Source organism: Algoriphagus locisalis (assembly GCF_900116615.1).
Taxonomy (GTDB): domain Bacteria; phylum Bacteroidota; class Bacteroidia; order Cytophagales; family Cyclobacteriaceae; genus Algoriphagus; species Algoriphagus locisalis.
In genome coordinates, this window is record NZ_FPBF01000001.1 from 1,050,460 (window position 1) to 1,072,218 (window position 21,759).

Annotated in this window: 16 protein-coding genes; 9 read left to right on the top strand and 7 right to left on the bottom strand. The window is 40.6% G+C overall.

Going from position 1 to position 21,759, the window contains the following annotated elements:
- Positions 1-75: 75 nt before the first annotated feature.
- The 7 genes from BM386_RS04585 (at position 76) to BM386_RS04615 (ending at position 6,208) form a co-directional block, all read left to right on the top strand.
- Complete coding sequence (locus BM386_RS04585) at positions 76-471, top strand: GxxExxY protein (protein WP_091691849.1); 396 nt, start codon at positions 76-78, stop codon at positions 469-471.
- A 64-nt stretch (positions 472-535) separates the two neighbouring features.
- Positions 536-2,326, top strand: a complete 1,791-nt coding sequence (argS, locus tag BM386_RS04590) for an arginine--tRNA ligase (RefSeq protein ID WP_091691850.1) — start codon at positions 536-538, stop codon at positions 2,324-2,326.
- 2 nt (positions 2,327-2,328) lie between these two features.
- Positions 2,329-2,916 (top strand): glutathione peroxidase, encoded by a 588-nt coding sequence (locus BM386_RS04595; protein WP_091691851.1) that lies wholly within the window; start codon positions 2,329-2,331, stop codon positions 2,914-2,916.
- Positions 2,917-2,936: 20 nt separating this feature from the next.
- Positions 2,937-3,854: a 1,4-dihydroxy-2-naphthoate polyprenyltransferase gene (locus BM386_RS04600; protein WP_425285302.1), complete on the top strand. Its 918-nt coding sequence runs from the start codon at positions 2,937-2,939 to the stop codon at positions 3,852-3,854.
- A gap of 62 nt (positions 3,855-3,916) precedes the next feature.
- Complete coding sequence (locus BM386_RS04605; protein WP_091691853.1) at positions 3,917-4,771, top strand: universal stress protein; 855 nt, start codon at positions 3,917-3,919, stop codon at positions 4,769-4,771.
- A 133-nt stretch (positions 4,772-4,904) separates the two neighbouring features.
- Positions 4,905-5,258: a translation initiation factor gene (locus tag BM386_RS04610; RefSeq protein WP_091691854.1), complete on the top strand. Its 354-nt coding sequence runs from the start codon at positions 4,905-4,907 to the stop codon at positions 5,256-5,258.
- A gap of 56 nt (positions 5,259-5,314) precedes the next feature.
- Positions 5,315-6,208 carry a DMT family transporter gene (locus BM386_RS04615; RefSeq protein ID WP_091691855.1) on the top strand — a complete coding sequence of 298 codons (894 nt, stop codon included), beginning with the start codon at positions 5,315-5,317 and terminating at the stop codon, positions 6,206-6,208.
- Between the two features lie 265 nt (positions 6,209-6,473).
- Here the strand turns inward: BM386_RS04615 and BM386_RS04620 are convergent, their stop codons facing one another.
- The 5 genes from BM386_RS04620 to BM386_RS04640 form a co-directional block, all read right to left on the bottom strand.
- Positions 6,474-8,099 (bottom strand): RagB/SusD family nutrient uptake outer membrane protein, encoded by a 1,626-nt coding sequence (locus BM386_RS04620; RefSeq protein WP_091691856.1) that lies wholly within the window; start codon positions 8,097-8,099, stop codon positions 6,474-6,476.
- 10 nt (positions 8,100-8,109) lie between these two features.
- Complete coding sequence (locus tag BM386_RS04625) at positions 8,110-11,232, bottom strand: SusC/RagA family TonB-linked outer membrane protein (RefSeq protein ID WP_091691857.1); 3,123 nt, start codon at positions 11,230-11,232, stop codon at positions 8,110-8,112.
- A 616-nt stretch (positions 11,233-11,848) separates the two neighbouring features.
- Positions 11,849-12,730 carry a transglutaminase family protein gene (locus BM386_RS04630; RefSeq protein WP_091691858.1) on the bottom strand — a complete coding sequence of 294 codons (882 nt, stop codon included), beginning with the start codon at positions 12,728-12,730 and terminating at the stop codon, positions 11,849-11,851.
- Between the two features lie 111 nt (positions 12,731-12,841).
- Complete coding sequence (locus BM386_RS04635) at positions 12,842-15,379, bottom strand: circularly permuted type 2 ATP-grasp protein (protein ID WP_091691859.1); 2,538 nt, start codon at positions 15,377-15,379, stop codon at positions 12,842-12,844.
- A 40-nt stretch (positions 15,380-15,419) separates the two neighbouring features.
- Positions 15,420-18,761 carry a transglutaminase family protein gene (locus BM386_RS04640; protein ID WP_091691860.1) on the bottom strand — a complete coding sequence of 1,114 codons (3,342 nt, stop codon included), beginning with the start codon at positions 18,759-18,761 and terminating at the stop codon, positions 15,420-15,422.
- A 248-nt stretch (positions 18,762-19,009) separates the two neighbouring features.
- Between BM386_RS04640 and BM386_RS04645 the strand changes: the two genes are divergently transcribed.
- Together BM386_RS04645 and BM386_RS04650 are read left to right on the top strand one after the other, a co-directional pair.
- Positions 19,010-19,684, top strand: coding sequence for an ROK family protein (locus BM386_RS04645; protein WP_091691861.1), 675 nt, complete (start codon positions 19,010-19,012; stop codon positions 19,682-19,684).
- A 69-nt stretch (positions 19,685-19,753) separates the two neighbouring features.
- Positions 19,754-21,037, top strand: coding sequence for a serine hydrolase domain-containing protein (locus BM386_RS04650; protein WP_091691862.1), 1,284 nt, complete (start codon positions 19,754-19,756; stop codon positions 21,035-21,037).
- A gap of 75 nt (positions 21,038-21,112) precedes the next feature.
- On the opposite strand, the gene BM386_RS04655 is transcribed toward BM386_RS04650, so the two are convergent.
- Positions 21,113-21,478: a DUF5615 family PIN-like protein gene (locus BM386_RS04655; RefSeq protein ID WP_091691863.1), complete on the bottom strand. Its 366-nt coding sequence runs from the start codon at positions 21,476-21,478 to the stop codon at positions 21,113-21,115.
- A complete protein-coding gene (locus tag BM386_RS04660) occupies positions 21,478-21,705 on the bottom strand; it encodes a DUF433 domain-containing protein (RefSeq protein ID WP_091691864.1) in 228 nt (75 codons plus the stop codon). The genes BM386_RS04655 and BM386_RS04660 overlap by 1 nt, the downstream gene beginning before the upstream one ends.
- Between the last annotated feature and the right edge of the window lie 54 nt (positions 21,706-21,759).

Consider the following 21,759-nt stretch of genomic DNA (forward strand, 5'->3'; position numbering starts at 1 on the left):
TGTTCACAGAGGGTAACACAGAGGCCACAATGAGAAATTTTATCCTTATTTTCATAGGTTATATTTCTTAAGACTATGGACAACTCTGATTTAGCTTTTGAAAATGAACTTGCGACAAAAGTGATAGGATTAGCCATGGAAGTTCATACTCAGTTAGGACCTGGATTATTAGAAAATGCCTACAAACAAGCATTGGCATTTAAACTCAAAAAGGAAGGAATATTTATCGAAGTAGAAAAAAAGATGCCATTGATTATTGATGGAGTAGAACTAGAAAATGGCTATTGCATTGACATTTTAGTGGAAAGAAAGCTAGTTTTGGAGTTGAAAGCTGTGGAGAGAACTACAGACATACATTTTGCCCAAACACTCAATTACATTAAGCTTGGCAAATTCAATTTAGGACTGTTAATTAATTTCAATGTTCCTAGACTCAAGCTTGGGATTAGAAGAGTAATAAATACTAAATAATTACACTTAATATATTCATAGTGGCCTCTGTGTCACCCTCAGTGCCCTCCGTGGTTAATTAAATATGAACATACAAGAATCAATACATAACGGCATTCAGCTTGCCTTTCAGAATATCTTCAACCACGATCTTCCGTTGGATCAGATCAGCCTCGCTCCTACGCGAAAGGAATTTGAAGGTACTTACACCTTTGTTGTTTTCCCTTACCTGAAAATTTCAAAATCAACTCCAGAAGCAACCGCCAACCTGATAGGAGAATACCTAAAAGAAAATGTTTCGGAAGTCGCAGGCTTCAATGTAGTGAAAGGCTTCCTGAACCTGGAACTGAATAACATGATCTGGGTGGATGTATTCCAGAAACTTATTGCCAACGAAAACATAGGCCAACTTCCTGCAAACGGTCAAAAAGTGATGGTGGAATACTCTTCGCCAAACACCAATAAACCGCTTCACCTAGGCCATTTGAGAAACAATTTTTTGGGTTTCTCGGTCGCAAACATTCTCGAAGCAAATGGATACGAAGTCATCAAAGCCAACTTGGTAAATGACCGCGGAATTCACATTTGTAAGTCTATGGTTGCATACCAGCATTTTGGTAATGGAGAAACTCCTGAGTCTTCCGGGCTAAAAGGCGATCATTTGGCTGGTAAATATTATGTGATCTTTGACCAGAAATACAAAGAGCAAATCGCTGAATTAAAGGAGAATGGGCAATCGGAAGAAGATGCCAAAAAGAACGCTCCGCTTTTCTTGGAAGCACAGGAAATGCTCCGCAAATGGGAAGCAAATGATGAGGAAGTTGTAGCGCTTTGGAAGCAAATGAATACTTGGGTTTATGAAGGTTTTGAAAAAACCTACAAGCGGATGGGTGTCAGCTTTGACAAGTATTACTACGAGTCTGACACCTATCTTCTAGGCAAAGACATTGTCACCGAAGGATTGGAAAAAGGGGTTTTCTTCAAAAAAGAAAATGGATCAGTTTGGGTGGATTTAACGGATGAAGGACTGGACGAAAAACTAGTTCTCCGCGGTGATGGTACTTCCGTTTACATCACTCAGGATATGGGTACTGCTGATTTGAAATATGATGATTTTGGAATTAGCAAGTCAGTATATGTAGTTGGTAACGAGCAAGATTACCACTTCGATGTCTTGTTTAAGATTATGCGTAAACTAGGCCGTCCATATGGCGAAGGACTATACCATTTATCCTATGGAATGGTGGATTTGCCTACGGGTAAAATGAAGTCCCGCGAAGGAACTGTCGTGGATGCAGATGACCTAATGCAAGAGATGGTTGATACTGCTGCTCAGCACACCAAAGAGCTCGGTAAAATCGATGGGTTCAATGAGGAGCAGGCAACTGAGCTTTACGAAACACTTGGAATGGGCGCATTGAAATACTTCCTGCTGAAAGTAGATCCAAAGAAGAGAATGCTCTTCAATCCTCAGGAGTCCATAGAATTTCAGGGAAATACGGGTCCTTTTATCCAGTATTCACATGCACGAATTGCTTCTATTTTAAGAAAAGCAGTTCAAATTGGCGTGGATTACAAGGAGGCAGATTTCTCAAAACTTACTAAAGTAGAAGAATCAGAATCAAGCTTAATATACCTGCTTAATGATTTTGAAAAGAAAATCTCCCAAGCCGGATTGGATTATTCTCCAGCGATTTTAGCACAATACCTATTTGATTTAGCTAAGGAATACAATAGATTCTACGCAGATCTTCCTATATTTCTGGAAAATGACCCAACCATCCTTGCTTTCCGGGTAGCGCTATCATCCCACACCGCTAAAACCCTGAAAAAAGGAATGCAACTACTTGGAATCGCCGTACCTGAACGAATGTAATTATGAAGAATCTAGTATTTCTAGGATGTCTTATTTTGCTGGTCACTGCTTATGCCATCAGCAATTCACATGCATCCAAATCAAAGAATCCTTCCAAAACCAAAAACACCATGGCAAAATCCTTTTACGACTTCACCATGAAAGATTTGGACGGAAAGGAAGTTGACTTCAGCTCCTTCAAAGGAAAGAAAATCATGGTGGTCAATGTAGCTTCCAAATGTGGCTACACGCCGCAATACGAAGCTTTACAAAAGCTATATTCCGAAAACAGTGACAAGCTGGTGATCCTGGGTTTTCCAGCAAATAATTTCGGAGGTCAAGAGCCTGGCTCAAGTGAAGAGATCAAATCGTTTTGCTCAGAAAACTACGGCGTGACTTTCCCGATGTTTGAGAAAGTATCGGTAAAAGGCTTTGACAAACACCCTATCTACAGATGGCTTTCGGATGCTGAGCAAAACGGTTGGAACAACGAAGAGCCAAGCTGGAATTTCTGCAAATACATGATTGATGAAAAAGGTGAATTGATCAAGTTTTTCCCATCCAAAGTGGATCCTTTGGATCAGGAAATCCTAGCTATCATTAATGCCTAATCAGAATTTTTGACTGAGTGATACAGACAATTCAAACAAAAAAAGAAGCCTGGCTGCATGCGGTCAGGCTTCGAACATTACCTCTGGCCCTGGCAAGTATTTTTGCAGGGTCTTTTTTAGCAGCCTACAAGGAAGTTTTCCGCTGGGAAATATTACTCTTTGCTTCGCTTACCACCATATTCCTACAAATCCTTTCCAACCTCTCTAATGACTATGGTGACACTGTCCACGGAGCAGATCATCAGGATAGAAAGGGCCCAGTGAGGGCGGTGCAGTCTGGTTTGATTTCCTTACCTGAGATGAAAAAGGCCATGTACTTATTTGGTGGTTTAGCTTTGATTTCAGGTTTATTCCTACTCTTTCTCGCAGTCCAGGATTGGGTTCTGTTTGGTGTTTTCCTGGGTCTTGGACTAGCTGCAATTTGGGCTTCTGTTAGCTACACTTCAGGAAATAATCCTTACGGATACGCTGGTTTGGGAGATATTTCCGTATTTATTTTCTTCGGACTCCTGGGAGTTTATGGTACTTATTTCCTGCATAGTCTTTCTTGGGATGATGCGGTGATTTGGATAGGGATAGCACTTGGACTATTCAGCGCAGCTGTACTGAACATCAATAACATCCGGGACATAGAATCCGATACCACTGCAGGCAAGAAATCTATTCCGGTGCGAATTGGGAAAAAAGCAGCTATTATCTACAATTGGTTTTTAATTCTGGGTGGAAATTACTGCTTGATCGTGTTCGCTTTTATCACCAATGAATGGACTTCCCTACTCGCACTAGCTATTTTTCCGCTGATGATCAGAATTGCGATGAATGTACAGCGAGGAAAAGATTCAGAAGCTATCGATCCAAATCTGAAAAAAATGGCAATAAGCACCTTATTTTGGGTACTTCTATTTGGAATAGGTTTAGTTTTTTTAGGAAAAAGCTGACAAAAGTCCTTTTCTTATCTTTCATTTAAGAGTAATTTGGCATAAACCAATTTAACTCAACCATGACCAAAATTCTTGTCCCCTTTGATTTCTCTGAGCAAGCTCAGAACGCACTCGATTTTTCTATTGCTCTAGCTGGCAAATTTGACACTATCGAGGTATCAGTTCTAAATGTAGTAGAATTCCCTTCTACCTCCGGATTCCAAACTATGGGCGGAGGTGATATGGTTCCTGATATGGATAACCAAATCTTTTTCATCGAGCTGGTGGATAAGCGCAAGGAACAGTTTGAAGCTTTGAAGAAAAAATATGCTGAAAGTAACTTTTCCCTATCAACTAAAATTGTTTTGGGAAATGCTTATCAAGGAATTTCAGCTTCCATAGCAGACGAAGAGCCTGACTTGGTAGTGATGGGCTCCAAAGGCTCTAGCGGATTGGAAGAGATCCTAATCGGTAGTAATACGGAGAAGGTAGTCCGTAATGCCAAGTGCCCTGTTTTGACTGTAAAAGCGGCAACCGATCCAACTAAATTCAAAAAGATCGTCTTTGCGAGTGATTTCAGGGAAAGTCAGGATGAGCTGGCCAATCGCATCAAGGCGCTACAGAAGTGGTTTGATGCTGATCTCTATTTAGTTATCATCAATACTCCAGGCAGCTTCGAAACTACCAGAGAATCAGCCTCTAGAATTAAGATGTTTGCCAACAGATATGATATTGAACATGCCGTAGCGGAGATTTACAATTCCAATTCTGAGGAAGAGGGAATAGTGGAATTTGCTGAGGATATCGATGCGGACTTGATCGCTATGGCCACACATGGCAGAACAGGTCTGGCGCATCTATTGACAGGATCTATCGCAGAGGATGTTGTCAACCACGCAAAACGTCCTGTGTGGACTTTTAAAGTCAAAAAATAAGAAGTAGTGATTTAGTTCTATACCTGCTCTGTAATCGGGGCAGGTATTTGCATTCTTGCAAAGACTCCACAAAATCACCGTAGAAATTTGTGAATCTGGAGATTAAAAAAATTAGATAAGTATTCAATTTAATATGGCAAAGAAAAGTAACGATTGGAAAAAGCGAGACGGGGTAGTGTACTCCACAAGTGATGATTTTGAATTTCAGACCGGAGATGAGGAAGATCAGGAGACTCTCGCAGCAAATCAGCAAAATTTGAAAGTATTGCTAGACAAAAAAGCGCGTGCAGGCAAGAAAGTAACCTTAATCGAAGGCTTTGTTGGAAGTGATGATGACCTGAAGGAATTAGGAAAAATGCTAAAAAACAAATGCGGCGTAGGTGGATCAGCGAAGGATGGAGAAATTCTTATCCAAGGTGATCACCGGGACAAAGTAGTACAAGTTCTCTCAGCAGCTGGTTATAAAGCAAAGAAATCCGGGGGATAAAACCTTCGGCTTTTTTGATCAAAAAGGAAGATTCAGCATACTAAACAGAAGATTTTTTGACTGAAATAGTATTCATCTCACTGGCAGTTTTACTCAGAGTAGTCTCCAATCCCCAGGGTAATGTCTTTCAAAAACAACTCACCCAACAAGGCTCTCACCCACTTTGGGTTAATTTTCTTACCTACCTACTTCTAGCGACGATTTGTTTGATCGGATTAATTTTTCTCGATGCTATAGAACTCAGCAAAGACTTCTGGATATATTCCATACTTGGAGGCATATTCGGAGCTGTGGGTAATGGACTTTTAGTCAAAGCACTACAAAAGGGAGATCTCTCTATTTTAGGTCCAATAAATTCCTACAAGTCTGTAATTGGGTTAGTTTTTGGAATTTTTCTCTTGGGCGAAATACCAAATCTTTGGGGCATTGTAGGAATCTTCATCATCATCTACGGTAGCTATTTGGTTCTAGATACTACGGAAGAGCGTTTTACACTGGCTTTATTGAGAAATAAGGAAATTCAATTCCGAATCGGAGCGATGATTCTGACGGCAGTGGAAGCAGTGTTTGTGAAGAAAGTCATTCTTGCCTCCTCACCTACCATCGCATTTACTTCTTGGAGCATCTTTGGGGCAATCTTTTCATTTTTACTAGTGTTGGCTTTCAGAATAAATCTACGCCATGAATTGAAACATCTCACCGTTAATGCTGTGAGTAAGCTGCTTTTATTGATTGTTTGCATTGGAATGATGCAACTTTCCACCAATTATGTCTTTAAAAATATGGACGTGGGCTATGCACTTTCGCTTTTTCAACTTTCGATAGTCGTGGCGGTTCTTTTAGGGTACAGAATATTTCAGGAATCTAATATTTGTAAAAAACTAATAGGTTCGACCATAATGATCATTGGGTCAGTGCTAATAATACTTTTCCATGGATACACGAAATGATGCCAGTAAACTTATATTTCTTTGCTCATCCATCAATCCAGATAGCTCAGGAGCCCGAAGACTAATGGTTCACGCAATGGTGGTAAAGACTGAAACCTTGTAAAATGATGTAATAACCAACTATTACAATGCTTTGGACTCTTAACTGGCAAAAAAGCGGATAATCAGCAAAAAGAAATGCTTCCAACGTAAAAATCCGCACTCAATATGAATGCGGATTTACCTAATCAATAAACCTCTTATTATACTATGATTTTAATTCATTTTACTCGTATGCTGGATTTTGCGGAAAGTCCTTATTTTGATTTAAGTCCAAAGCAGATTGAGGAATGGGTCTTAATATTTTTTGATTTCCACCTATACCTGCAAAATTAGCCTCAGTGATCCAGCTATTGTAGGCAGAAGCTCTTTCTACCAGCTTACCGGTTCTTTTCAGGTCAAACCATCTATGATACTCTCCCAGTAGCTCTCTGCCTCTTTCATCCAAAATATAATCGATATCAAAATCTGCTAAAGTAGCGTCTGCCACACCAGCCCTTTGTCTAACCACATTCAATCTAGCCAAGCCTGTAGCTGCGTCCCCTGATTGAAGATAAGCTTCTGCTGCTACCAAATAGGTCTCCGCAAGTCTAGCAACAACAAAATCGCGTGTGCTTGTGCCATTACCTCCAGCAGCAAACAAAGAATTTGGGTCGTCAAATTTCTTCACAATGATCGTTGCTTTATCAGCCGTAACCAGACCACCATTAGGGTCAAATGTACCGTAGGAATGATATACAACTCCAGGATGAGCAGCAACATAGGCAATACTGTCTTCAGCAGAAAACCATTTAGGCTCATAGAAATCTGTAACAGTCAATGTACTTCGATCATCTACGTCAAAATAATCGTAATACCTTTCATAGATTTCTGTCATAAAGGTTGAACTCCAACGCTCGTCTCCTTCTTCAAATAGATCCAATGCAAATCGTGTAGGAAGTAAGTTGTAGGTTTTATAAGGGGCATCTCCAGCCACTTCTGACCCTCCAAGATAGGAGCCAAAGTAATTTTGCTGTTTATTTCCTATGCTTGATGGGTTGGCACTGATAGATCCTGGGCTAAACTGTACCGAGAAGATTGTTTCCTCATTTAGGTCATTTCCTGGTGTCCAAAGCTCCTCTGAACTCAAGTTGAGACCTTGACCTCCAATTACATTATCGGCATAGGATGCAGCTTTTGCAAAGTCATCACTGGCGGCGAAATCTTCATACCCTCTCGTCAAATGAACTTTTGCGAGGAGGTTTTCCACTGCTCTTTTATTCACTCTTCCATTGTAGTCAGCAGTGGACACTTGGCCCATAGCTCCTTCTAGCTCAGAAATGATAAATGAATAAACTTCCTCAGCGCTGGATCTGTCAAAAGACAAAATTGGTTCAGCAATGTAATCTGTAATCATTCCTACTCCTCCATAAGTTTGAACTAAAAGAAAGTAGGCGTTGGCACGAAGGAATCTAACTTCTCCCAAGTACTGCTGAATGGAAGAGGTTTGCTCTGTCAAATCCGAATAATGAATGGCCGAATTAGCCAACTGAATAGCTTTATAGCAATTGACATAGATAAAATCAACTCCGCTAGAAGATGAGTTCAGGTCAAAATACTTACTCAGGCCTTCAGGTTCTAGTCCTCTTCCCTCTTGATAAAGATCCGTTCCGCTGGCAAACATCCATGGATTATTGGCATAGATGGTTCTAAGTGCAGAGTAATTAGAATTGATCAAAGCACTATATCCTTCCGAAGTACCATAGAATTCTTCGGCAGTTACGTTAGACTTGTTCTCTTCTTCCAGAAAGTCTGCACAACTAGTGGCGACTAGAAGAAAAGCCAGTATGGTTATAGAAAATATATTTTTCATGATTCTTGAATTAAAACTTTAAGCTTAGACCAAATTGCGTAGTGATGTTGCTGACACGTCCTACACCTAGACTTGCCTCTGCCCACTCGGGATCATATCCCTCATAATCTGTAAATGTGAATGGATTCAGCACGTTCACATAGATTCTCAATCCTTCAATATTCGCTTTCTCCAAAATACTTGATGGTAGAGAATAGCCTAAGGAGATGTTGTTGATTTTTACGAAAGAAGCATTCTTGTAGTAAGCGATCCCAGTACCCCAGTATTGGCCTTCATTTCTAGGCTGCGGATAGACATTTGATACTTGAGCAGGAACCCCGACGGTATTCTCAGGAACATAATAACTCTCAATGGCCGCTTTTTGACGTCCTCGATCGTTCACATTGGTGAAATTGCTATGGAAATCACTATATGCCAATACTCCCTGCTGAGTGGCTACGGTGAAATTCATATCAAAACCGCCAACTTGCAATCTGGAAATAATACCTCCTGTCCAGGTAGGATTTGATGCTCCCAAAATCACACGGTCATTGTTAGGGTCGATTCTCCCGTCCCCGTTGATATCTTTAACTTTAGCTTGACCTTCTTTTTGATTAAATGCTGCTGCATCTTCACCAGCCTGCCATACCCCATCATACACGTAATTGTAATGGGAATTAATTGATTCACCAATAAACCAACCATTCCCCACATCATCAGTTTCAGACTGTCCATAGAGTGATTCTATGGAATTGGTATTTTTAGTGAAAGTCAAGGTAGTGGACCAATTCACTAGGTTATTTTCAAAAACAATCGCATTTAGCATCACTTCCACGCCTTTATTTCTTACAGAAGCTGCATTGGAACGGATATTACTGAAGCCAATCTCCAATGGTAGTTTTTGGGTGACCAAGAGATCGTCCGAAAGTCTGTTGTAATAATCTATACTACCGGAAAGTCTGTTCATAAAAAAGCCGAAATCCAATCCTAGGTTGACTTCAGTAGTTTTTTCCCAAGTCAGCGATTTATTGGCAATGGAATTTTGAACCCAGCCATTTGCCGTCGAACCATTGAAATCGTAATAGGTCTGCGTAGTCAAGGTATTTACTGTGGTATAAGGTGCCACGTTATTGTTGCCTACGGTACCATAACCTGCTCTTAATTTCAAATCAGATATGACAGCTGAATTTTCCATAAAACCTTCCTTATTGATTCTCCAGCCTAAAGCCAAAGATGGAAATGCTTGCCACTTATTGCCTTCGGAAAGTAAAGAAGATCCATCCCATCGGTTGGAAGCCGTCAATAGATACTTATCCTGGAAAGCATAATTCAATCGCAGGGCGAAAGAAGCCAATTGGTTTTTGCGGAACCCATTTCCTAATCCATAAGTCTCTTGCAATCCAGAGCCTACATTATAAAACTCTGTTTCAAAGGGCTGTCTGGCAGAAGACATATTTGCAGTCTCTGAACGGTCAACAAATAAACTTTGCAATGTCAGGAAGCTGAAGGAATGATCGTTAAATGTTTTGTTAAGATTCAATTGATTGTCCCAGGTGGTATTCATATTGTCAGAATAATTCACCTGAGAGGATGGCAAGTTGCCATTACTGATTCCGGTGTTAGTCTGCGCACCCCAGAAGTAACCTCTTCTGTTATTATTCACACCCACAGAAAAAGTGGATTTCAGACTCATCCATTCAAGCGGATCATACTGTAAGAACACATTACCTACACCTCTTAAGTATCTTGTTTCATCACTGGTATTTGCGATTTCCAAAAGAGGGTTATAGGTACTTGTCTTGTCCGCAGCAGATCTACCATCAGGATATAGCAACTTGCCTGGCTGTCCGTATAACTGTCCAACTATTTCATCGCCATTCTCATCGATTGCCCATGGCGAAAGGAATGGATTCAGACGAAATGCTTCCTGCATTGCAATGGAACTACCTCTTTGATTAGTACCAAAGGACATGGCCAAATTACTTCCAGCTCTAAATTTACTATTGATGTGCTGGTTGATATTCATATTGAAAGTGTACTTATCCAAGGACTCATTTTCAATATTCCCTGTCTCCAACTGGTATCCAACCCCCATGTTATAAGTGGAAAGCCCGCTTCTATGAGAGATTGTCAAGTGATTGTTGGTTTGCATCCCGTTCTGCAATACGCCGTCATACCAATCATATCCGTCCAGATTTTCAAATCTTTCTTTAAGAACTGGGTTATTATTTCCTAAGACTACATTTTCATAAGCCTCTTGACTCATTCCAGCCCCATTATTGGTGGTTCCTAGATAGGCGGCCATATGGTAATCTCTCCACTGCTCCAGACTCATCATTTCAGGGAGTCTTGCGGGATTCTTTATACCATAAAATGTTTCAAAGGAGAAAGTTGTAGCGTCAGGAATGTTAGTACCTCCCTTGGTCTGTACAATCACCACACCACCCGCAGCTCTAGAGCCGTAGATAGCAGCAGAAGAGGCATCCTTTAACACTTCGATTTTGGCGATGTCATTAGGATTCAGGAAGTCTATGCTATTTGTGATAACACCGTCCACTACATATAGCGGAGATGAACTAGACAGGGAGTTATTACCACGAATTGTCATGCTAAAACCATCCCCTAAACGACCAGTATTATTACTTACCTGTACCCCTGCCACTGTTCCCTGAAGGGACTGTATAGCACTAGTTGTACCTCGCTCAGTAATGATTTCGCTATCCACTCCAGCTATAGCCCCAGTGACATCCGATTTCTTTTGGGTGCCATATCCAACTACAACTACCGATTCTAGCTCAGTAATATTGACATCTAAGGCCACGTTAATTATGGATCGACTTCCTACTGAAATCTCCTGAGAATTAAATCCTATGAAGGAAAATACAAGGATGGCTTCATCACTAGGCACAGATAGTGTGTAATTCCCATCCACGTCTGTGGTAGTTCCTGTAGTGGTTCCTTTTAAAACCACCGAAACTCCCGGCATTGGAAGTTCATCATCAGTCGATGTAACCTTACCGGAGACACTTTGCTGAGCAAAGGCTGATAGTGCTAGGCTTAAAGTAAAAATCAACGAAAGGCATAGCTTTCTTGAATAAACGCCATAGGAAATAGGCATTTTAGGGGGCGGAAATTTGGGTAGATTTTTAGGCATTTTGAATTTTGGTTTATTTTTTAAAAAGAACTGCAATTAGAATTGCGCAATCGATTGCATATTAGTAATTCAAATGATTTATAGCAAATTTATTTACTATAAAATCTGAAATTACATGATCAATAGAGTGATTATTTCTAATAAACCTTCTTAAATATGCCAGAATGGCCTTTTTAAAAAATAAAAAAAGGTAGAATTGGAAAGTGGATTGAGTCAATATTAGCTAGTCGAAAAATTAGTTCTGAACAAAGAGTGATGATTTTTCACTTTCACGGGTGAATTCGGTGTATCCTAACAATGAGTCCACCCTAAAAAATGTCTCTGAAGTGCTAAATTTGAAATAAAAAGCTGAGGATAATTGCTAGCAGTGCAAACGATAGCATCACATCATTTTTAATATAAATTATTTACATTCAATAGATTAAAGATCTTAAGTACTCTATAGAAGCAACCTATCTACTATACGAAAAATACTTTCTAAAAAATTCTTTTTTAAACTCCCAAAAAAGGGCGGAAATCAAGTTAAATAGCGGATAATCTTTTGATTTTGACAAAGATTATAAGAAAGTACTAAATCTAATTTCAAGAGTGAAATGCAAACGATAGCGCATTGCTTTTACGCATTATCCAAATTCCTCACATCCACACTCACTTTCATTTCCTGTTTACTGCCACTGTACACAATTCCCTTTAGTGGAGTCACATCAGCAAAGTCCCGTCCTACCGCCACGCGGATATGTTTGTCATTGACTAGAAGATTGTTAGTAGCATCAAATTCTACCCAATCATGACCTGGAATATAAATGGCAACCCAAGCATGGGAAGCATCAGCTCCGATCAACTTGGCTTTACCTGGAGGTGGCAAAGTCTCCAAATATCCACTCACATACCTTGCTGATAAGCCAATAACCCGAAGACAGGCGAGTTCAAAATGGGCAAAATCCTGACATACACCCTTTTTGTGTTTAAACACCTTGTGCAATGGCGTGCTTATATCTGAAAATCCAGGTGTAAAAGCAAAATCGTTGAAAATCCGAGTATTCAGATCAAGTGCAGCTTCCATAATCGGACGGCCTGGAGTAAAGGATTTCAAAGCATAATCACTTATTCCATCTATAAAGTCCACATGCTTTGACTCCAAGTAATATTGCCGTACATCTGTAGATGTCTTCGTAGAATGGAGCAAATCAGCCACTTTCTCCCAAGCCATGGTTTCACTAGGTTTGACTGCAAACCATGGGGGCTCCGATAGTTTGACAACACTTTTGGACGTAACACTTAGATTCTTGTGCGATCTTTCTACTGAAAAGTATAGGTACTTATTACCAAAAAAATCGACTCGCTCTATCTCCGCACTTGGCTTTGGGCTAATCTCACAGAGGTGCTCTTCCACATGTTGGAAAGGCAAATCCGGAGGTACCTGAAACATCAGATTGTGGCATAAAGTAGCCGGAAATTCGTAGATGTAGTCGGTAATATGGGTTACTTTATATTTCATACCAGCGATTATTGAAGGCTGAGCTGTTTAGAAAACCTATGGTGGAAATTGGAAAAACGCAAGTATTGAGTTTAACTAGCACTACTGGTGAATAGTGAATTGCGCTAGATTTCATATTTCTGGTATTAAGGAAGATTGAATCATACTATATCGGGTATCGGTATGACTGAAGTATTTTTCATAAATCGAATCAGAAGTCTCATGCAAAAGCCCGATTATTTCATCTAATAGGATCCTCAGCTCTATAAATTCTTGAGTAACTACATTTGGAATAGAGATTACATCAATATCACATAACCTGATTTTGGTGATCGCCTGGAGCAATTTCTTGCGCTCTATACTGAAAAGCTCTTTTTCATCTTGATTTGGAAGTGTACTCAGATGACTATCGATCTCCAAAAGCTGGAAAATCAAAGATCTTGGATTATCCTCATGCAAAATCAGCAAACTCAACACACCGTGCATTTCCAAGTTTGATCTGTAGCGATACCTGTATGTCACCAAACTTTCATTGCATCGCAAAGTATCTTCCATCAACTCTTTGTTTGACTCAGAATCAAATGATTTGCTCAGCATCCCTTTCAGAATCAAACAGTTATTTGAAGCCGATTCAATAAATCGTCCAATATTTAGCAAGTGCCAGGTAGGCTCACGGGTCATATTATCAATATTCAGCCCATAAAAAGCCATCAGTTTTACCACCATATTATCCAAGCTTTGATAAGCCTGCATCAGGGTGGTATTTGCATTTCTCATTTTGGTAAGCTCCTCAGAAATACTGTCCAGAATCCTCCAGGTATCCAAGCTCAGCCTATCTCTGACAGAATAAGCATTGGTAAGAAAGCACTGAATGGAATAGGCCAAACTTCCCGATTGCTTCACATCATGTACTAATGCCAACAACTCTGCTTCTGGATTCTTCAGGTTCTTTTTTAGCGTAAACCCAGGCAAAGTGCCCGTCATGACAGTGAGTGTTTGTAGCAAAGTGCTTAAGACTGGATTGTCGTGAACGTGAATATCCTCATCCGATTCGTTGTAAGAAAGCAAGGTCATTCGCATCAAGCGCACCGAATATGCTGAGCGCTCCAAATACCTTCCAAGCCAAAACAAGCGTTCACCAGTTCGGCTCGGCAAGACGTTGCGTACCAAAGGTTGAGTCTTTATTGGTTTGGCTGCTGAAGTAGTGATTTCTTTTGCCTTGCCCAGCACCCAGGTATCCTTACTGATTCCACCTGTTTGATTTGAAACCAAAAAAGCACCTTTTGAAGGAGAACTTCTGGACAAGCCACCAGGCATCACTTTATAGTTCTTGTTTTCCGTATCAGCTACTACATAACTTCGGAAAACAGCATTTCTAGCCTCCAATTTATTATTGATCCAAGAAGGTGTAGTAGAAAAATCCACCATTTCCTGCCCCACATACATGTAGGGACTTCTTCTTATCTCCCTCTTCAAAGCTTCTATCTCCGCTTTACTTAAATTTCCGCCATAAACAGATTTCTTATAGGTGCCACGATAGATGTTTCGAATCACCAATGATTCTATATGCTCAAAAACATATTTCATTTCGGTAGGCTGACCGCACCACCAAGTTGCCACAGATGGTAAAATTAGATCTTCACCAAGGAGATGCTTACTGATTTTAGGAAGAAATGCCATCAGCCCTGGGTTCTCTAACACTCTGCATCCCAATGGATTAATCACCAGAACTTTGCGCTGCCTTACCGCTTCCATTAGACCTACAACTCCAAGGTGAGAATTACTCTTAAACTCCAGCGGATCACAGAAAACATCATCCACGCGACGGATAATCACATCAACTTTCTCCAGTCCTTTGATGGTTTTCAGCCAAACATAGCCGTCACTTACTGTTAGGTCCTCACCAAATGCCAGTGTAAACCCCATAAAAGATGAGATGTATGCATGCTCAAAAAACGTTTCATTGGTCGGCCCAGGAGAAAGTAAAACTACTCGAGGGTTTTCCTTATTATTAGTAAGATTAGTAAGGGTGTTTTTAAAAGTCTGATAATATGAAGTGATCTTCCTAGCATGATTCTCTCGAATCAAATCTGGGAAAACCCTGGTCATTGCAGCTCTATTTTCGAAAGTATAACCTGCTCCGGAAGGTGCATCGGTACGATCATGAAGCACCCACATTTTACCATTTGGACCACGTGCCAAATCTGAAGAATACTGAATCAGCTGTTGCTCCCCGCCTAGCTTAATGTGATGAGCTTGTCGAAGAAATCCTCCGTGATTGTAAATCAATTCAAATGGAATTCGGCCTTCTTTTATTAATGTTTGGTCTCCATATAAATCACTTAATATCAGGTTTAACAACTCGGTACGTTGAAGTAAGCCTTTCTCTATTCCTTCCCATTCTTCCGAACTGAAAACCATGGGAACGGGGTCTAGAATCCAAGGTCTATTCATCCCATTGGGATCGCCATAGACATTGTATGTCACACCGTTTTCACGCAGTTGACGACCAACTTCCTCATGGAACTGTCCCATGCGATCTGAGCCGGTTTGCTCATAGTATTTAGCTAGCCGTTCCCAATGTGGGCGTATTTTACCTTGGTCGGTGGCCATTTCATCCAGAAACGGCTCGTTATTGAACATTTTGTCAATAAGATAAGACTCAATCATGCATCAAAAATGGACTAATTAACCCTGAAATAATATAAAATCATCGTTTTTTATATCGCCTTAAATCCATTGTATAGGGGAATTCAGGATTGACAATCTCGGCAGATGCATCATAGGATGTTTTCAGATCCACTTTAGTAATATATCTGCCAGACTTCTGCTCATCTTGTACAGTCAAAGGAGCACCAGGTGCAGGAGTAATGGTATGCCCAAAGTCAAAGAATCTTGATATTCTGCGGGATTCAGCTTCATTGCTGTTGATAGGGAAATTATCATAGCTCCTGCCTCCCGGATGCACTACATGGTATTGACAGGCTGCCACAGATTTCTTGGTCCAGGTATCATACAAGTCAATCACCAGAGGAGTGTCTATCCCTATGGTAGGATGCAAAGCCGAATAAGGTTGCCATGCTCTATATCTAATTCCAGCCACGTACTCACCTTGGACTCCGGTATTTTTCAACGGGATTCTATGGCCATTGCAAAGCAAATGGTAGCGGGACTCTGTCAAGCCTGAAATTTTCACCTGAAGTCTCTCCAAAGAAGAATCTACATACCTGGCTGTTCCTGAGCTGGACATTTCCTCGCCCAATACATGCCAGGGCTCAATTGCCATTTTCAAATCCACATGAATACCTTCCACTTGAAGTTCTCCAATAAAAGGAAAGCGAAAAGAGAAAAATGGATCGAACCATGCTAAGTCAAAATCATACCCCGCACCTTTCAGGTCATTGACCACTTCTAGCATATCTTTTTCGCAGTAGTGAGGAAGTAAGAACTTATCGTGAAGCGAAGTACCCCAGCGTACCAATTTATGATCGTATGGCTCTCTCCAAAACCAACTCATCAAGGCACGAATCAATAGCAGTTGCACCATGCTCATTCGATAATGAGGGGGCATATCAAATCCACGGAATTCTAAAATCCCTAAACGGCCACTGCTGGAATCTGGTGAATAGAGTTTGTCTATACAAAACTCCGCTCTATGCGTATTACCGGTAATATCTACCAACAAATTCCTGAAAACCCGATCCACCATCCAGAATGGAATCTCATTCTCTTTGCCATTTGGCACCTGCTGAAAAGCCAATTCCAACTCATATAGCATGTCATCTCTACCCTCATCCACTCTTGGCGCCTGACTGGTCGGCCCAATAAACTGGGTAGAAAACAAATAAGATAAAGCAGGATGATGCTGCCAATAGGTAATAAAGCTCTTCAATACATCAGGCCTTCTCAGCAAAGGGCTATTTTCCGGGGAAGAACCGCCAAGCGTAATATGATTTCCGCCTCCAGTGCCAGTATGCTTGCCATCCACATTGAATTTCTCACTGATTAGTCGTGATTCTCGTGCTCTCTCATAGAGAACCTCATAATTGTGAGTCACTTCCTTCCAGCTTTTCGCGGGCTGTACGTTTACCTCTATTACTCCAGGATCTGGAGTAATCATCATCTTTTCTATTCGCTTATCTGCTGGCGGATCATAGCCTTCTATGAGAATAGGCACTTTAAGCTTTTGGGCAGTCCGCTCAACGGCACGTACTAAATCTAAATAATGCTCGATAAAAGATACAGGAGGGAAAAACACAAAAAGCTTTCCCTCCCGAACTTCAACAACTAAAGAGGTCTTAAAAATCCACTTAGAGTTAATAGGCTTTCTTTTTACCCGCTTGACTTTTTTGCCTGAGGACAAGGCCTGTACCTCAGCGAAAAGATCATTCTCAGGTTTAATTGGCTCATCTTCCGGTGGAGTAAATTCAATAGAATCTAATGGCAATCTCAATCCTGCTGGGGAGTTGCCAGGCACTAAATACAAGTCTTTGTAGCGGAACTTCCAGCGGCAGCTTTGCCACATTTGCTTTTCATATTCCCATTCCAAAGGAACTGAGTACCCTATCGGCTTGCCCAGACCTTTTTTCAGAAGCTTCGCAAGTTTTTGGCGTTCCAAAGAAGATTTAAGATTGTACTTCGCAGGATTGATATTTACCGGGACTTTTCCTTCCTGCCAAATAAAGTAGAATGGATCTTCATATAGTGGGGTCACGTTCAAGGGATCCACACTCAATTCTTTGACCAGCGTATTTATAAAACTCTTTGCTTTTCTGCTGGTCAATTTATAATCAACACTTAAATCCGCCATCAAGGCATCGTTATGCCACATGGGTTCACCATCTTTTCTCCAAAAGCAGGCTAGTTTCCATCTCGGTAAAGGCTCTCCGGGATACCATTTCCCCTGACCATATTGCATCAATGCACCTTTGCCAAATTCTCCCTTTAGCTTATGAAAAAGAATATTGGAAAGACTTCTTTTATGCTCACCGTCAGCGGCAGTATTCCATTCGGGAGCATCCTGATTATCCACCGAAACAAAAGTTGGCTCTCCGCCCATTGTCAGTCGCACATCATTGGCTTCCAAATCCTCATCGACTTTATCCCCTACTGCCAAAATTTTCTCCCATTGTTCCTCAGAATAAGGCTTGGTGACTCGGGGAGTTTCCTCTATTCTCGTCACTTCGTTTTTAAAGAAAAACTCAGTCTCTGCAGGTTCGGCCATACCAGATATCGGTGCGGCATCTTGCGGGCTAGGTGTACATGCCAGTGGAATATGCCCTTCACCGGCAAACAAACCCGACGTAGAGTCCAATCCTATCCAACCGGCTCCAGGTACATACACTTCTGTCCATGCATGTAAATCGGTAAAATCTTCCTCAGGACCTGATGGACCATCCAGGGATTTTTCATCTGACTTCAATTGCACCAAATACCCAGAAGCAAATCTTGAAGCCAATCCCACGTGCCTCAAAACCAAAACCATGAGCCAGGCGAAGTCTCTACAAGAACCAGAACCTAGGGTAAGTGTCTCCTCGCAAGATTGAACTCCAGGCTCCATCCGAACATTGTACCGGAGCTCCTGGTTGATCATCGAATTGATGGCCACGAGGTAATCAACGGTTACAATATCTTTAGTAATCAAAGCTTTAGCCTTTTCTACTAATTTCATCAGCAGAGGATCTGATTCTTTGATTTCCAAATATGGGCCGAGCTGCTGTTTTACGCTTTCGTCATATTCAAAAGGGAAATTGCCAGCATAATCTTCCACAAAGAAATCGAAAGGATTGATCACTACCATATCGGCAATGACTTCTACATCGATCTCAAAAAACTTGATTTTCTCAGGAAAAACTACTCTCGCCAAATAATTACCAAATGGATCTTGCTGCCAATTGATAAAATGATTTTCAGGCTTAATATTCAAGGAATAGCCCTTGATGTGAGTTCGTGAATGCGGTGCAGGCCGCAATCTAATCACTTGTGGACTGAGAGTAATATGACGATCGTACTCGTACTTGGTATAGTGCCGGATAGCAACTTTGATAGACATAGGCTAGGTTGAAAGTTTTACTTGAAAAAGATCAAATCATTTAATAATTGCAAACGATTTGGGTTATCTGGGCTGCTCGTAATCCTTGTAATTTAAAGTAAGAATTGGGAGATCACAGCATTTGACAAAAGAAAAATCAATTCAACTTGAAATTACTTTTGATTGGACTCGACACTATTTTTCCTCAAAAATCAGAATTGGATCAAATTCTTCTTCGGTAAGTAAACATTTCTATTTAGTTTCAGTGGATGGAAAAAAAGAAAAAGAAAATCCTCGTAATCGACATTGGGGGTTCAAATGTAAAAATCCTGGCTACAGGTGCAGAAGAACGAATCAAAATCCCATCTGGCGCTGATTTCAAGCCAGAAGAAATGGTAGAGCTAGTCAAAGAAAATGCCTCGCAGTGGGAATACGACATGATCACCATGGGTTTCCCGGGAGTTGTCAAAGAAAACAGAATTATCAGCGAGCCGGTAAACCTTGGGGAAGGCTGGAATCAATTCGACTTTCATGCGGCTTTTAATTGCCCCATTAAAATCATCAATGACGCCGCGATGCAGGCATTGGGAAGTTATGAAGGCAAGAAACTTCTTTTCTTGGGTTTTGGCACTGGATTGGGCACAGCGATGGTTATTCATAATACCATCATCCCGCTGGAAGGTGGACATCTTCCTTTCAAAAAGAAAACTTTTGAAGAGTACGTTGGTAAAGAATACTTGGTAAAAAGCGGTTCAAAGAGATGGGAGAAAAATGTTTTGAAAACAGTCGAGATCTTCCGTGCAACTTTTCAGCCTGATGATATTCTTTTAGGTGGTGGAAACTCAAAATTGCTTACACAAATCCCTGAAGGATGTAGATTGGGAACAAACGAAAATGCGTTTAAAGGCGGATTTAAGTTCTGGGAAGAGGATTTTAAGCTCTAAATCCTAATTTATCAGAAACCCATTTTTTGTAGATTACAATTCACCCTATTTCAACAATAACCACAACCTATGAAAAAGTTATTCCTATATGCCTGTGCAATTGCTATTTTTTCTAGCAGTTGCGATAAAAAGCAAACAGAGGATTCTACCGAAACTTTACTGGTAAATGATCAGGTTCGAGCTAGAATCGACTCTACCCTTTCGAGCTTTGTAGAAAGCGGTAATTTAGCTGGAGTCTCTGCATTGATTTTCGAAAAGGATCAAGAGGTTTACTACAATGCTTTTGGGTATGCTGATCGGGAGAATCAGGTTAAAATGGATAGAAACACGATTGTGCAGATCTATTCCATGACCAAACCGATCACAGGCACCGCGTTAATGACGCTTTACGAAGAAGGAAAATTTCAATTGGATGATCCCCTATCAAAGTATGCGCCCGAGTTCGCCGAAATGAAAGTTTATGACGGTGTAGATGAAAACGGTGAGATCAAATTGGTAGATGCCGAAAGACCTGTAACTATTCGTGATATCACACGTCATACCGCAGGCTTTCCCAATCGGGCCGATATTCCTGGCTTAAGTGAACTTCTTGCAGAAAAAGACCCAAGGAGCTTTGAAATTGATTTGAATGAAATGGCCAAAAGAATCGGAGAAGTACCACTTTGGTTTCAGCCAGGAACACAGTGGGAATATGGACAATCCGTAGATGTACAGGCATTTTTGGTTGAAAGAATCGCAGGAATTCCTTATAAAGAATATGTGCAAACGCATGTGCTTGATCCTCTTAAGATGAGCGAAACCAGATATTTTGTCCCAGAATCAGATAGAGCTAGAATGTCCGCTTCTTACAGAAGAACCGGTGAAGGGCAGCTGGAGCAACTTCCAAATGAAGAAGCTCATCGATTCAATATCAACGAATGGCCTTTAACCCCAGGTGGATTTGGGTTTACATCTACTTTGGATGATTACATGACTTTTGCCAGAATGCTGGTAAATAAAGGGGAGTTTGATGGTGTCAGAGTCCTAAAACCTGAAACGGTAGAACTGATGAGTACCAATCAGCTTCCGGATTCCGTGACAGAGAGATCTTGGCTGCCAAGCAAAGGAAATGTGGGTTTCGGAATTGATTTTGCAGTGAGAGTAGCCCAACCTACAAGTGCTGAGGAAGTCAATGGAATTGTGGGTGAATTCTTTTGGGATGGAGCCGCCAGCACACTTTTCTGGGTAGATCCAGTCAATGAAATCACGGCCGTGCTTTTCGTACAGCTTTACCCTTACGATCAGATTAAGCTTCACAAAAAGTTTAAAGATGCTGTATATGGGAAATATCAGCCTGCAGTATCCAAAAACTGATTAAGAAAATTTTGATAATTGAGTAGTTGTCAGAAAAATTTAAGGATAGCATTTCTCCGAAGAAAGGGCTGAATTTTACTTTAAATTTTTGATGAAAGTTGCCGAAGCCTGATCAAGTTCAATCAAAAAATCGCCCTTTACATTTAATTTTTGAATAGCACCCAGATTTTTAGTAATCGCATCTATTAAAACTGAGTTTGAAATATTGCCAAGATTAACTTTCACTAATTTTTTTGGCGTATTGCTGATGAGTTTACTGTTCTTAAAATCAGCATCCTTGGATATCACTATAAAATCATTCGTGTCGGCATAGGCACAAATTGCTCTATCATTAGTGAACCATCTATCCAAGATTTCATTGACATGAACTGTTTCAAATTCCAAAGATCTGAGATGATTAACTATTTTATACGATATATGAACATCACAGAGAAATTTCATCAAGCCACATCCACGATGTTATGTCCAGAAAGAGAAAGTTTGGCGTACTGAAGGCAGGCTAATATATCTTGTCTTTCCAATTCAGGATGATCATCTAAAATTTCTTCCACACTCATGCCAGTACCCAGCATGTCTAAAACCACCTCAACTGGCCACCTCATGCCTCGTACACAGGGTTTCCCATGACATATCCCGGCATCTATCGTAATTCTATTTAGTAAGTTCATCCTCAAAGAGTTTGATTTTCTCAAATTTAAAGAATTTATCGTGTTTTAAAGTTT